Annotated in this window: 13 protein-coding genes; 6 read left to right on the forward strand and 7 right to left on the reverse strand. The window is 48.9% G+C overall.

Annotation, left to right across the window (positions count from 1 at the left end):
• Positions 1–32: 32 nt before the first annotated feature.
• Together mglB and ACUHGC_RS05915 are read right to left on the reverse strand one after the other, a co-directional pair.
• Positions 33–1,025 (reverse strand): galactose/glucose ABC transporter substrate-binding protein MglB, encoded by a 993-nt coding sequence (gene mglB / locus ACUHGC_RS05910; RefSeq protein WP_446834696.1) that lies wholly within the window; start codon positions 1,023–1,025, stop codon positions 33–35.
• Between the two features lie 207 nt (positions 1,026–1,232).
• On the reverse strand, positions 1,233–2,231 hold the full coding sequence (locus tag ACUHGC_RS05915; protein ID WP_446834697.1) for a substrate-binding domain-containing protein: 999 nt from the start codon (positions 2,229–2,231) through the stop codon (positions 1,233–1,235).
• 197 nt (positions 2,232–2,428) lie between these two features.
• Between ACUHGC_RS05915 and ACUHGC_RS05920 the strand changes: the two genes are divergently transcribed.
• Genes ACUHGC_RS05920 through galM form a run of 3 tightly spaced genes read left to right on the forward strand, consistent with a single transcriptional unit; the run spans position 2,429 to position 5,740 of the window.
• Positions 2,429–3,484: a UDP-glucose--hexose-1-phosphate uridylyltransferase gene (locus ACUHGC_RS05920; protein ID WP_446834698.1), complete on the forward strand. Its 1,056-nt coding sequence runs from the start codon at positions 2,429–2,431 to the stop codon at positions 3,482–3,484.
• A 37-nt stretch (positions 3,485–3,521) separates the two neighbouring features.
• The gene (gene galK, locus ACUHGC_RS05925) at positions 3,522–4,691 is read left to right on the forward strand and encodes a galactokinase (protein WP_446834850.1); all 1,170 of its coding nucleotides are present in this window, start codon (positions 3,522–3,524) and stop codon (positions 4,689–4,691) included.
• The gene (gene galM, locus ACUHGC_RS05930; RefSeq protein WP_446834699.1) at positions 4,688–5,740 is read left to right on the forward strand and encodes a galactose-1-epimerase; all 1,053 of its coding nucleotides are present in this window, start codon (positions 4,688–4,690) and stop codon (positions 5,738–5,740) included. The genes galK and galM overlap by 4 nt, the downstream gene beginning before the upstream one ends.
• A gap of 45 nt (positions 5,741–5,785) precedes the next feature.
• Here galM and ACUHGC_RS05935 read toward each other — a convergent pair whose 3' ends face one another.
• The 5 genes from ACUHGC_RS05935 to ACUHGC_RS05955 are packed head-to-tail and all read right to left on the reverse strand — an operon-like array spanning position 5,786 to position 11,264.
• Positions 5,786–6,622 carry an ATP-binding cassette domain-containing protein gene (locus ACUHGC_RS05935; RefSeq protein WP_446834700.1) on the reverse strand — a complete coding sequence of 279 codons (837 nt, stop codon included), beginning with the start codon at positions 6,620–6,622 and terminating at the stop codon, positions 5,786–5,788.
• Positions 6,606–7,670, reverse strand: a complete 1,065-nt coding sequence (locus ACUHGC_RS05940; RefSeq protein ID WP_446834701.1) for a peptide ABC transporter ATP-binding protein — start codon at positions 7,668–7,670, stop codon at positions 6,606–6,608. The genes ACUHGC_RS05935 and ACUHGC_RS05940 overlap by 17 nt, the downstream gene beginning before the upstream one ends.
• 41 nt (positions 7,671–7,711) lie before the next feature.
• A complete protein-coding gene (locus ACUHGC_RS05945; RefSeq protein ID WP_446834702.1) occupies positions 7,712–8,605 on the reverse strand; it encodes an ABC transporter permease subunit in 894 nt (297 codons plus the stop codon).
• Positions 8,595–9,557: an ABC transporter permease gene (locus tag ACUHGC_RS05950; protein ID WP_446834703.1), complete on the reverse strand. Its 963-nt coding sequence runs from the start codon at positions 9,555–9,557 to the stop codon at positions 8,595–8,597. Before ACUHGC_RS05950 ends, ACUHGC_RS05945 begins: the two co-directional genes overlap by 11 nt.
• Complete coding sequence (locus tag ACUHGC_RS05955; RefSeq protein WP_446834704.1) at positions 9,558–11,264, reverse strand: ABC transporter substrate-binding protein; 1,707 nt, start codon at positions 11,262–11,264, stop codon at positions 9,558–9,560.
• Between the two features lie 125 nt (positions 11,265–11,389).
• On the opposite strand from ACUHGC_RS05955, the gene pspB reads away from it, so the two are divergent.
• Genes pspB through ACUHGC_RS05970 form a run of 3 tightly spaced genes read left to right on the forward strand, consistent with a single transcriptional unit; the run spans position 11,390 to position 13,459 of the window.
• Positions 11,390–11,626, forward strand: coding sequence for an envelope stress response membrane protein PspB (gene pspB, locus ACUHGC_RS05960; protein WP_446834705.1), 237 nt, complete (start codon positions 11,390–11,392; stop codon positions 11,624–11,626).
• 9 nt (positions 11,627–11,635) lie between these two features.
• The gene (pspC, locus tag ACUHGC_RS05965; protein ID WP_446834706.1) at positions 11,636–12,010 is read left to right on the forward strand and encodes an envelope stress response membrane protein PspC; all 375 of its coding nucleotides are present in this window, start codon (positions 11,636–11,638) and stop codon (positions 12,008–12,010) included.
• A 39-nt stretch (positions 12,011–12,049) separates the two neighbouring features.
• A complete protein-coding gene (locus ACUHGC_RS05970; protein WP_446834851.1) occupies positions 12,050–13,459 on the forward strand; it encodes a YcjX family protein in 1,410 nt (469 codons plus the stop codon).
• Positions 13,460–13,467 lie beyond the last annotated feature (8 nt).

The raw sequence follows: 13,467 nt of genomic DNA on the forward strand, positions 1-13,467 counted from the left end.
GGAGAGAAATCTCTCCCCTAGATTACATCATATTATTTTAAGAAATTTTCCAAGTTGTCTGAGTCGACACCAACGTATGGAATACGCACAACGCGGTTTTCCAGTTTCCAGTCAGTGCCTTCCGCAGCATCTTTGCCGTTTGCCAGATTATTGGACAGTTGTACGACTGCTTTCGCTTGGTTCACGCCGTCGTTCAGAACAGTACCGGCGATCGCACCGGATTTAACCAGTTGCAATACTTCAGCCAGGGCGTCCACCCCGAAGATCGGCAGGTTTTTACCGTGTGATTTCGCCGCTTCCAATGCGCCCATTGCCATGCCGTCGTTATTCGCGATAATCACTTCAATGTCGTTGGCTTTCGGGCCGGACAACCATGCATCGGATTTATCTTTCGCCATTGCCGCATCCCACATACCGGTGTCGATGTACAATTGCTCAGTTTGAATACCTTGTTTGTTCAGCTCATTGATTACGAACTCGGTACGCGCTTCGGCATCCGGATGCCCCGGTTCACCTTTCAGCAATACATATTGGATTTTGCCGTCTTTATTCAAATCCCAAGCCGGATTGGCTTTCCATTGTTTGGCGATCAAATCACCTTGGATCACGCCGGATTCTTTTGGCTCTGTTCCTACATAGTAGGCTTTATCGTAGCTGCCGATTGCCGCAGGGCCCGGATCTTTGTTGAAGAATACCACCGGAATGTCTTCTTCTGAGGCTTTTTTGATGATGGTTGGTGCAGCCGCAGGGTCAACCAAGTTGATTGCCAATGCTTTTACGCCTTTAGAGATCAAAACGTCAACTTGGTCGTTTTGAATGGATTGGGCATTTTGTGAATCGTTCATTAACAACTCGACGTCTTTCAATGCTTTGGCTTCTTTTTCAATTTCCTGACGCATGGTGGACATAAAGTTGTCATCGTATTTATAGATAGTTACACCAATACGGTTGGCGGCTTGCGCAGAGGTTGCTGCAATTCCTAATCCGACAGCCAATGCAACGGAAGTCAATACGGTTTTTTTCATGGTAATTCTCTCCATCTTTGCTATTAAAGATAAATGCCATCGGTTTTGCTGCAACCGATACTTAGAATATTATCTGCATTAAGCGATAATGTCAGGGCTAAGGATACGCAAGGATTGGTTAAAAGTATGTGATCCTATTCACATTATGAAAACGATTACATGAATAAATTGAAAAATATGCGGCTTAGATCACAATTTCGGTTCAAATTAGATCGATTTTACCGAGAATCGTTTCACTAAAGTCGGGTTAAAGGTGATGTTCGCCGGCGAAGCGACTTCTTTATTCACTAAACTTAGAGCAAGCTCCGCCGCATAATTCGCCATTAAATCAATCGGATAACGAATAGTAGTTAATTTTGGCACCAAATAACCGGCAAGCGGCATATCGTCGAAGCCGATAATCGAAAATTGCTGTGGAACCTTAATGTTATTTTCATTCAAGATAGATAAAGCGCCCGCCGCCATGGAATCATTGTAACAAACCACCGCGGTCAAATTGGAGTTGTAGCTCAACAGCTTAATCATCGCTTCCTCGCCGCCCTGATAATCGGGAGAGGAGTTGGCAATGGCGTGGCAATGAATCGGTAACGCATTGTCACTTAACGCTTTGATATAACCGCTCTTACGCTCAACTTCATCGCTGATATGGTGGTTTGAGCCGATATAACCGATTGAATGGTGACCGTGTCGGATTAAGGTGGTGGTGGCTAAATAGGTTCCCTTTTCGTTATTCAACGCAATGCAGCGGTGTTCAAAACCGGGGATTGTGCGATTGATGATCACCATACCGGGGTGGCGAGTCAGGTAGTCGCTCAACACCTCATCGCTTAAGGCTTTGGAATGCACTACTAATGAATTGCAACGTTTTTTCAATAATAAATCAATGGCTTGCTTTTCTTTTTCCGGATCGTGATAGCCGATGCCGATCAAAATATTGCGGTTATGCAGCGCAGCAACCTGATCGACAGATTTCACTAGAATGGCAAAAAAGGAATCGGTTACATCGGTCACCACCACGCCGATAGTGTCGTTGCTCTGCGATGCCAGCGCCTGCGCGTTGGCATTCGGGTAGTAACCCAACTGCTGAACCGCACTTAGCACCGCTTCGCGCGTTTTGTTGGTGATCGAGGGGTGCGCGTTTAACACCCGCGAGACGGTCGCTACAGAAACATTAGCACATTTTGCCACATCACGAATGGTCACCATTTTATTTCCCTCTTTTTTGATTCGTTGAAACCGTTTCCTATCATACGCTAATTTTCATAATTTCAAGCATAAGTACACAAGTATTTGGGCGTTTTGTGATCTGATTAACGGTTTGTTTAACGGATTATGCTATATTTATCGCCTAATTATGTAAGCGATTACATTGTATTTTGGTCGAAAATAAAGGTGAAAGAGCGATGAATAACATGATTTTTGATGCCACCGAGCACCCGCACCGTCGTTATAATCCATTGAAAGATGAATGGATTTTGGTTTCGTCGCATCGAGCGAAGCGTCCTTGGAGCGGACAAAACGAAACGCCGTCGACTCGCCAGTTGCCGAGTTATGATGAAAACTGTTTCTTGTGCCCGGGCAATAAGCGGGTGTCGGGCGCAGTGAATCCTGATTATCAAAATACCTATGTGTTTCCGAATGATTTTGCCGCATTAATGCCGGATAGCCCCGAGGCGCCGCCGAGTGATAATCCGCTGTTTCAAGTGATGGGCGTGCGTGGATTAAGCCGAGTGATCTGTTTTTCGCCGGATCACAGTAAAACTCTGCCCGAACTGAGCGTGCCGGAATTACGCCAAATCGTTGAAACCTGGAATGAACAAATCGAAGAACTGGGCAAGGAGTATCTTTGGGTTCAAGTATTTGAAAACAAAGGTGAAACCATGGGCTGTTCGCAGCCGCATCCGCACGGACAAATCTGGGCGAACAGTTTTTTGCCGAATGAGGTGGCGACCAAAGAGCGCAATTTACTGAACTATTATCAGCAACACGGCAGCAATTTATTGCTGGATTATGTCAATGCCGAAATGCAAGACGGCAGCCGCACCGTGGTGGAAACCGAATTTTGGCTGGCGGTGGTGCCATACTGGGCGGCATGGCCGTTTGAAATCCTGCTGCTGCCGAAAATGGCGGTGAAACGTATGAGTGAGTTGACTGGTGAGCAACGCGATGATTTAGCATTGGCGATTAAGCGGTTAACCACTCGCTATGACAATTTATTTGAGTGCACCTTTCCATATTCAATGGGCTGGCACTATGCGCCGTTCTTTAAAGACGGGCGCAATTTGGAGCATTGGCAGTTACACGCAGTGTTCTATCCGCCGTTGCTGCGTTCTGCCACCATTCGCAAATTTATGGTCGGTTATGAAATGCTGGCGGAATCACAGCGTGATTTAACCGCCGAACAAGCCGCCGCCCGTTTGGCGCAGCTGAGCGATACACATTATAAAGCAATAAAATAAAGGAGACTGAGAGATGAATGAACACCCACATTCGGCTTTGCCGCCACAACAACAAGCACAAAAAGAGTTTGTCGATCAATTTGAATATCAACCGCAACTGCTGGTATATGCGCCGGGCAGGGTGAATATAATTGGCGAACACACCGATTATAACGACGGCTTTGTGATGCCATGCGCGATCGATTACGGCACGGCAATTAGCGGCGCAAAACGGCAAGACAGTATTTTTCGGGTGTATGCAGCCGATTTGCAACAATGGGACGAATTTGATTTAAGCCAGCCGATTGAACCGCACTTTGATGCCGACGGTGAATATAAATGGACCGGCTATGTGCGCGGCGTGGTGAAATTTATTCAGGAAAAATGCCCGCAATTCAACACCGGCGCCGATTTAGCGATTAGCGGCAATGTGCCGTTGTCCTCAGGGCTGAGTTCTTCCGCCGCGCTGGAAGTGGCGACCGGAAAATTCTGTCAGGTGTTGGGTGGCTTGCCGCTGAGCAATGTGGAGATTGCATTGATTGGGCAAAAAGCTGAAAACCAGTTTGTCGGCTGCCAATGCGGCAATATGGATCAATTGATTTCGGCATTAGGACAAAAAGATCATCTGCTGAAAATTGACTGCCGCACGCTGGAAACCGAGCCGACTCCGGTGCCGCAAGGCGTGGCGGTGATGATCGTCAATTCCCATGTGAAACACGATTTGGTGGCGGGCGAATATAACAGTCGTCGGCAACAGTGTGAACAAGCGGCGGCGTTTTTCGGCGTGAAAGCGTTGCGCGATGTTTCGATTGAACAATTTAAACAGCGTGAAGCCGAGTTGACCGCACTTGACCCGATTGTCGCCAAACGCGCCCGCCATGTGGTTACCGAAAATCAGCGGGTATTAGACGCCGTGACAGCGCTGAAAGACGGCGATTTGCAGCAATTGGGTGTGTTGATGGGGCAGTCGCACGACTCGATGCGCGACGACTTTGAAATCACCGTACCGGAAATTGATTATCTGGTGGAATTGGCGCAGCAGGCGATCGGCAGCGATGGCGGCGCCCGCATGACCGGCGGCGGTTTCGGCGGCTGTATCGTAGCGTTGGCGCCGGAAGAGAAAATTGAAGCGGTGCGCAAAAATATTGCCGAACACTACCAAAAACGCACCGGCTTGAAAGAAGCATTCTACGTTTGCCATGCCTCAGCCGGAGTCAGCGTATTATGATCTGTATTTACAACGAAGATTTAGCCCCCGACGGCAAACCGTTCCAAGTGGTTGAATTATCCAATCCAAACGGCATGAAAGTGCGGTTGACGGATTGGGGCGCCACTTGGCTCGCCTGCCAATTGCCGATTGTCGGGCAGTTGCGCGATGTGGTGTTGGGCTGCAAAACGGTTGCCGAGCATAGCAAACAGGGTGCTTATCTGGGCGCGACGGTCGGGCGTTTCGCCAATCGGATCGCTAATGCCGCATTCACCCTAAACGGCAAGCACTATCAGCTGGACGCTAATCAGCAGCAAAAACATCAACTGCACGGCGGTTCACAGGCTTTCGACAAACGCCGCTGGCAGATTCTGGCGCATAGCGACGATAGCGTCGAATTCGGCTTGCATTCGCCCGACGGTGATCAAGGCTTTGCAGGCAATGTTGAGGTCAAAGTGCGGTATCGGCTGCGTGATGATAACGGACTTTTGGTGGAATTTGACGCGCTGGCGGATCAAGATACGCCGTTAAATTTAACCAACCACACCTATTTTAATCTGGACGGCGAAAGCGCGGAACAAAATGTGTTGCAGCACCGTTTAAAAATCGATGCCGATTTTTATCTGCCGGTGGACAGCGAAGGCATTCCGAAAGCGCCGCTGACCACGGTTGCCGGCAGCGGATTTGACTTCCGACAAGCGAAAACGCTGGCTCAGGATTTCCTAAGCGATGCGGATCAACAATTAGTTGCTGGCTATGATCATGCGTTTTTACTGGCGCATCACGGTTTAGACGGTGCGCCGCAGGTGGAATTAACTTCAGCCAATGGCGATATGAGCTTGCAGGTGTTTACCGATCAACCGGCGATTCAAGTATATAGCGGCAATTTCTTGGCAAACACGCCGAATCGCAGCGGCTCGGTGTATGCCAACCACGCCGGCGTAGCGCTGGAAACTCAAAGTTTGCCTGATACGCCGAATCACCCGGAATGGTTTCAATACGGCGGCATTAGCCGAGCGGGTGAGCGTTACCACAAAAGCACGCTGTTTTTGTTTAAAGTGCAAGAATAAAACGGTGCAACCGCACTTTGCAGTGTTCTGATTAAAAGTGCGGTTTTATTGCTCGTCGAAGTGCGGTTCCCAAGCGGAGTCGTCCAGACTGTGTCCGAAATGGCTTTCCACTAAGCGACGGGTGAAATCGTGCGCCGGTGCGCTTAGCACTTCCCGAGTGCTGCCGTATTCCACCATGTGTCCTTCTTTCATCACCAACATATAATCGGAAATATGTTTAATGATACCAACGTGTTGCCCCAAATAGATATATGACAACCCGAGCTGTTTTTGCAGATCAAGCAGCAAATTCAGCAACTGGGTTTTCACCGAGGTGTCCATCGATGCTAACGCATTGTCTAAGATTAGAATTTCAGGTTCTAGGATTACCGCTCTTGCCAGGGCGACCCGCTGCTTTTGGCTTTGCGACAGGGTGTAAATCGGAATGGTGGCGTGATCGGGATACAAACCGACCAAACGCAAGGTTTGATAGATTTTTTTATTGCGCTGCGCTTCGTCCCAATTAGTAGTCAGCCGCAGCGGAGTGTCTAGCACCTGCCCGATGTTCAAGTGCGGTATCAAGCTGTTGTCGGGATCTTGAAACACCATGCGAATGTGGCGACAGCGGGATTGATAGTCGCCGAATTGCAGTTCGCGCCCTTTAAACCAAATTTTGCCTTTTCTCGGCTGCACAATACCGCCGATCATCTTTGCCAACGTGGATTTGCCGGAACCGTTGGCGCCGACCACCGACAGCGTAGTGCCTTTTTCTAAACTGAAGCTAATATCGGTGACCGCAGAAAAATAGCCCGAACGCCAAAAGGTGTTGTGATCGCGAAACGATTTGCTCAGATCTTCCACTAATAACAAGGAATTATTGGATAACTTAGTTTGCGTCGCCATGTGGGTTCTCGGATTGGATGGTTAGCGGAGTAAAGTCTTTGGCTGCCTGAAACGTGTCATGTTCGCGGATATTCAGCGGGAAATGGCAGGCAAATTCATGGTGTTTAATACGTTTTAATGCCGGTTTTTGTACGCAGCGTTTCTGCGCGAAAGAGCAACGCGGTCCCAAACGGCAGCCGACTGGCAAATTATTCAGCAGCGGAACACTGCCGCGCAAGGTGCTTAACCGGCTTTTCAGCGGCAGTGGCTGGCTGAAATCCGGAATCGAATTGAGCAGCGAAACGGTGTAAGGGTGGTGCGGCTTTTCCAACAGAGCCTGTTTCGCCGCACTTTCTACTGTTTGCCCGCAATACAGAATAGTGAAATGATCGCACCATTCACTGATAGTTTTAATGTCGTTGCTAGTGAGTAAAATCGTGGTGTTTAGATTCTGGTTCATACTGGCAAGCAGCTTGAAAACCTGCAATTGCGTGGTGGCTTCCAGTGCGTGAGTCGGTTCGTCCGCCACCAATAAGCAGGGCTGGTTGATCACCGCCATCGCCACCACCACTTTTTGCGCTTCGCCTTCGGTGATTTCAAACGGGTAGCTGCCCATAATATCTTTATGATCTTTAATCCCGATACGGTGCAGCAGTTCGATCACTTTGCGTTTTTTCCAGCCGAACCATTTCCACCATTGACCTTTGTATGAAAAAGCGGGAATCGCGTTGATTAACTGTTTGCCGATTTTACGGCTCGGATCTAAACAAGAGAGCGGATCTTGGAACACCATGGCGATCTCTTTGCCGACTAATTTGCGTCGTTTTGCCGGGTTGAGCTTTAATAATTCGACATCATTGAACCGGAAACGATCGGCGGTGATTTTCCACGAGGCTTTGGCGGAGTTACAGATGATTTCTGCCACCAGACTTTTGCCCGAGCCTGATTCGCCGATCAGCCCGCACACTTCGCCTTCATTCACCGTCAGGTTCATGTTGTCGATCATTTTGACTTTTCCCTGCGGCGTATTCACTTCTACCGTCAGGTTGCGTATATCCAATAATGCCATGCGGATTCCTATTCTTACCAACGCGCTCAGATTATGCCGACTTACAGCTTACGAAAATAGCGCTCAATCGCCTTTGCCATGCCGTCGCTAAACAGCAACACCACTAAAATCACAAACATTAACACCAGCCCCGGCAGAATTGACAGCCAAGGCGCCAGATAAATCAAATCAATATATTCGCGCAGCAAAGCTCCCCATTCCGGCTGCGGCGGTTGTGCGCCGAGCGCAATAAAACTCAGTGCGCTGATATCCAACATTGCCAAGGTGAAGATTCGGCTGGTTAAACGAATAAACACCGGCAGCAGGTTCGGCAACATCACTTTGTTAATCAGATAGCCTTTCGATGCGCCGTCGAGGCGCAGCATCAGCACATATTCTTTTTTCATTTCGCCTTGCAGTGCCAGATAAACCTGGTGAATAAAATACGGCAGCGAGGCGAGTAGCACCGCCAGCATCGCATTTAACAGACTGGGCTGCATTAAGGTGGCGATGATAATCGCCAACAACAGAATCGGAATCGACAAAAACGCATCCAGAAAATGCCCTAAAATATCCGATTTCAGCCCTTGGCTGGTGCCGGCGATAATCCCAAGCACACTGCCTATCAGCAGCGTCAGCAGAGCGACGATTAATGCGCCGCCGAAAGTATAACGCAGCCCGTAAATCAAGCGACTGAGCAGATCACGCCCCAGCTCATCAGTACCAAAGAAAAAAGCGATTTTACCTTGGTTGCTCCACGACGGCGGTAGTAACTCCTCGCCGACAAACTGCATATTCAATTCATAAGGCGCAATCAACGGTGCAAACAGCATTAGCAGCAGTAACACTGCCAGTAGATAGGCGCAAATCAGCGCCGGCTTATTGCGTTGGAAATGCTGCCAGATTTCCGTCAGCGGCGAGGTGAAACGAAAGTCGTCAGGTTCTTTATCTAACATACCAACCCTTACGATTAAACGGATCCAAAATAAACATCAAAAAGTCGCTGATAATATTAATCAAAATGATCAACAAACCGATAATCATCATGCCGGCGGAAATGGCGTTGTAATCCTGCTGTTCCACCGCATTGATCAACCACTGCCCGATGCCCGGCCAGCTGAAAATATTTTCAACCAGCATACACATCGCAAGCAGCATGGTAAAGCTGCGGGTCAGTTGCGGGATTAATGGTGGCAAGGTGTTGCGAATCAGCATTAAACGGGCGATTTTCAATTTTGACCAGCCGCGGGTTTCCACCACTTTAACATAGTTCTCCGCCAGCACTTTTTCCGCACGAGTTTGAGTCAGCTGGATAATTTCCATCAGCGGCGCGATCATCAGTACCAACACCGGCAATGCTAAGTGCTGAAACACGTTTTGAATGATTTTTAACTGGTAAGGGCTGTCGCCAAACCAGACATCGATCGCCGCAAAGCCGGTAATCGGTTCGATTTGGTAGAGTGGATAATGTTGCCCGATGGCGGAAATTTCCCATTGATGAATCGCGGCAAAGTAGAGTACGATCGGCGCGATCCAAAATATCGGCAGAGAAATCCCGAATGACGAGCCGAAACGAATCGCCTTGCCGAGCCACTGTTTGGAGTGAAACGCGCCGAAAAAGCCGAGCGGCAAGCCGAACAGAATGGCAAAAAACAGTGCGAAAATACACAGCTCAATTGTGGCGGGCAGCACCGCCAGAATTTGTCGCAGCAGCGGCTGACCGTCCAAATAGCTGATGCCGAAATCGCCGTAGAACAGGCGCTGTGCATAATCGACATAACCGGAATAGAAGTGCGGTTTTGCCAGAATGGTATTCAGTGGATCGCGCATCAGAATGTGGTAGCTGATCAATGACAGTATGAACAGCGTAATCAGCGTCAGCAGCGCGCGGCGTAAAATAAACAGCATTTATTCCACCTCCCGTTGCAGTTTTAAATCGGCGAAACGGATCGTACCGAGCGGCGACATCTGCACGTTTTGTACCTGTTTATTATAGATCATAATGCGTTTCACACTGGCGATCGGAATTAACGGCACTTGCGTCAGCACATATTGCTGGGCGATGTCATAGTCTAAAGCGCGTGAAAGTTGAATCGGCGTACGCAAGGCGCGAGCCATCACCTGATCAAATTCAGGGTAGCACCAGTTGGCAATATTGGTGTGCGCATTGTTGGTGTGGCAGCTAAGAATCGGGCGCAAAAAGCCGTCGGGATCCAAACTGCCGGCAAGCCAACCGCCTAAAATCAGGTCATAATCATCTTCTCCGGACAGCAGCAAATGCTCCAACTCGCTGCGTTGCAAGTATTTCATGTTGACTTTCACGCCGGCTTGCGCCAAATCAAAGCGGATCATTTCTGCCATTTTAATCGGGCTGGGGTTATAGACTTGATTGTCGGTCAACACCCAGAAGTTCAGGCTGAGCGCTTTGTCTTGTAAAAAGGCTTTGGCGGCTTGCGGCTGATAACTGTAGGCAAAAGATCGCATATTAAATTGCGATGCCCACGAGCTTCTTGGAATGATAGTATTTGCGACTTCGGCGGTATCAAAATAAATTTGACGCACGATCCGCTCGCGGTTAATCGCTTGTGCCATTGCACGGCGCAGCGCCGGATTTTGTACGGCATCGCGGTTCATATTAAACGCCAAAAACGACAAATTCATGCCGTCCACCGAAGCGGAAGCAAAACGTTCGAGATTGCGCAGCAGGTTATCGACCTGACTGGCTTCCGGGAACGCCATCACATCGCATTCCTGATTCATCATTTTTTCCAAGCGCCCTGAACGGCTGCTTGATAAGTCAACTACCACATGCTTAATCGCACTTTTTTGACTCCAATAATTATCGTTGCGCTGTAGCCGCACATATTGGTTGCGGAAATAATCGCTGATTTTGTAAGCGCCGGTGCCGATTGGCAGGGTGTCAAGCTGGGCGATATTGTCATCGGCGCTGAGTTGTAGCGCGTATTCTTGCGACAAAATCACCGCATATTGGCTGGCAAGGTGATCCAAAATCGAGGAATCGGGCGCAGTTAATTCAATTTTAACCTGATACGGCGAAACCGCACTGACATTGGCGATTTTTCCATTGAAATCAATGCTGTCAAAATACGGATAGCGGTTTTGCCGCGCCAAGTCATAGTAGATTTGGTATTGCGGATTATGCCGTTGTTCGGGTTGTTCCTGTTCCGGCGTCGGGTAAGAATATAGCCGCCCCAAAACGCGATTAATCGAAAACACCACATCATCGGCATTCATTTCGCGGCTGGGGGTGAACCATGCGGTTTTGTGGAATTTAACCCCTTTGCGCAAGTTAATCAGCAGGGTTTTGCGATCTTTAGACAGGCTGTAGCCGGTGGCGAGCGCCGGAATAATTCGCTTACTTTTATCATTTTTTATCTCGAACAGCTTGTTATAGATCTGTTCCGTCACCACATTTATACTAGTACCGACATCAACAGTTTGCGGATTAAACGAGAAGCCTGTAGAGTGAGTACAATAGATCAGCCCGTTATTTCGCAGTTCATCGGGAATACGGGGCGCAGCCGACAGGCTCTGCGGCAAGGCGGCAGAGAACAATACAACGGCAGAGAATAAGACTTTGTTGAATAACGACATCGCTTACTGAATACCAACGGAATAATATAGGTGTAAATTGTAGTTTATCCGACGGCATAATGCCATTTTCTTTTAGCAGATAGCGGCTAACCGTCGAATGAAACGTTGAAACAGGAGGAACCACTATGTTTTGGACGATCATTTTATTGTCGATTTCCGCATTTATTTTTTGTTTATTGGTGCTGCCGTTTTGGTTGTATATGCACTATAAAAGCAAACAGCAAATCGGTGTCGGCTTGAGCGAAGAGGACAAAATCAAACTGCAACAGCTGAACGAACAAGCCAAGCAGCTGCGTCAACGGGTCGAGCAGTTGGAAGCGTTGCTGGATTACCAACAACCGAACTGGCGCAAAACACAATAGGAGGCAAGCATGATTTATCGTTACCCTCAACAAGGCATCATTGCCGGGGTTTGCGCCGGTTTGGCAAAAGCCTCGGGGCTGGAAAACTGGGTGGTGCGGCTGATTGCGGTGTCGCTGTTTTTGTTCGGCGGTTATTTTGTGATGCTGATTGCTTATATTGCCGCAGCGATGCTGCTGGATAAAGCACCGGACAGCGGCTATCAAACCCGCGATTATGACAAGATTTTCGACCAAACGCCGCTGAAAGAAAAAACCTGGCGTGCCGGTGTCAGCGCCAATCAGAAATTGCTGGATTTGGAGCGGGAATTCGGGCAGTTGACCCAACGCGTGAGCCAAATAGAACACTATTCCCGCTCAGCAGATTTTAAATCCTCGAATAACTAGTTTTCAGGTAAAGAAAAGCACAGCATGATATTAAACAGTTTGCAGAAATCGCTTCGCCGCGAAGTGAATGATCTGGTCAATCGCGGCTTTGACCGCACTTTGCGCTTGGCGGTAACCGGTTTGAGCCAAAGCGGGAAAACCGCGTTTATCACCAGCTTAGTGAATCAGTTGTTGACGCTGGATCGTGACGACAACAGCCATTTGCCGTTTTTTTCCGCCGCTCGGCAGCGCCATATTTTAGCAGTGAAGCGGGTCGAACAGGAAAACTGGAGTATTCCGCGTTTTGATTACGAAGCAAATTTAGCCAGCTTAAAACAAGATCCGCCGCAGTGGCCGCAATCGACGCGCGGCGTCGGCGAGATTCGCTTGGCGATCCGCTATCGTCACAGCAGCGGGCTGTTGCGGCATTTGAAAGAAGAAAGCACGCTGTATTTGGATATTTTCGACTATCCGGGCGAATGGCTGTTGGATCTGCCGTTATTGGACACCGGCTTCCGCCAGTGGTCGCAAAGCCTACAAAAGCTGAATCTCGGCGTGCGTAGTGAATTAGCGCAGCCGTGGTTGCAACAGCTTGCAACGCTGGATTTGAGCGCAAAAGCCGACGACGAAGTGTTGGCGCGCTTGGCGAAAAGTTATACCGATTACCTGTTTGCCTGCAAAGCGCAGGGGTTACAATTTATCCAGCCGGGGCATTTCGTGCTGCCGGGCGAATATACCGGTGCGCCGGCGTTGCAATTTTTTCCATTGTTGAACCTCAACGAACAGCAATGGCAGCAGCTGGAACAAAATAGTTCGCGAGACAGCTATTACGCAGTGCTGAAAAAGCGTTACGCCTATTACTGTGAAAAAATCGTCAAGCGGTTCTACGAAAAGTATTTCAGCAAATTTGATCGCCAGATTATTTTGGCGGATTGCCTCACGCCACTCAACTACAGCCAGCAGGCATTCAGTGAAACCAAAGAGAGCCTGCGCCAGTTGTTTAAAAATTTCCACTATGGAAACCGCACTTTGCTGCATCGGCTGTTTTCACCGAAAATTGACAAGCTGCTGTTTGTCGCCAGCAAAGCGGATCACGTCACCGCCGATCAACTGCCGAATCTGATCAGCCTGATGCGCCAGCTGGTGCAAGAGGGCGGGCAGCATGTTAATTTTATCGGGGTGGAAAACGAATACAGCGCCACTGCCTCGATTTGTGCGACCAAACCGGTGTTAGTGAATGATAACGGTACGACGGTCAAAGCGCTGCAAGGCGTGCGCAGCCGCGATAAAAAATCGGTGACGGTGTTTCCGGGCAGCGTACCGGCACGGCTGCCGAATGCTGATTTTTGGCGGCAGAGCGGTTTTGAGTTTGATCAGTTTGAGCCGCTGCCGCTGGACGACAACGAACGGATACCGCACTTGCGCATGGATTCGGTGTTGCAGTTTTTGTTAGCCGATAAATTGGATTAAAACGGAAC

The sequence above is a fragment of the Testudinibacter sp. P27/CKL/0425 genome, assembly GCF_052931395.1.

Coding starts and splice junctions, on each gene's coding strand:
- mglB (WP_446834696.1), bottom strand. CDS start 1,025: ATGAAAAAAACCGTATTGACTTCCGTTGCATTGGCTGTCGGATTAGGA.
- ACUHGC_RS05915 (WP_446834697.1), bottom strand. CDS start 2,231: ATGGTGACCATTCGTGATGTGGCAAAATGTGCTAATGTTTCTGTAGCG.
- ACUHGC_RS05920 (WP_446834698.1), top strand. CDS start 2,429: ATGAATAACATGATTTTTGATGCCACCGAGCACCCGCACCGTCGTTAT.
- galM (WP_446834699.1), top strand. CDS start 4,688: ATGATCTGTATTTACAACGAAGATTTAGCCCCCGACGGCAAACCGTTC.
- ACUHGC_RS05935 (WP_446834700.1), bottom strand. CDS start 6,622: ATGGCGACGCAAACTAAGTTATCCAATAATTCCTTGTTATTAGTGGAA.
- ACUHGC_RS05940 (WP_446834701.1), bottom strand. CDS start 7,670: ATGGCATTATTGGATATACGCAACCTGACGGTAGAAGTGAATACGCCG.
- ACUHGC_RS05945 (WP_446834702.1), bottom strand. CDS start 8,605: ATGTTAGATAAAGAACCTGACGACTTTCGTTTCACCTCGCCGCTGACG.
- ACUHGC_RS05950 (WP_446834703.1), bottom strand. CDS start 9,557: ATGCTGTTTATTTTACGCCGCGCGCTGCTGACGCTGATTACGCTGTTC.
- ACUHGC_RS05955 (WP_446834704.1), bottom strand. CDS start 11,264: ATGTCGTTATTCAACAAAGTCTTATTCTCTGCCGTTGTATTGTTCTCT.
- pspB (WP_446834705.1), top strand. CDS start 11,390: ATGTTTTGGACGATCATTTTATTGTCGATTTCCGCATTTATTTTTTGT.
- pspC (WP_446834706.1), top strand. CDS start 11,636: ATGATTTATCGTTACCCTCAACAAGGCATCATTGCCGGGGTTTGCGCC.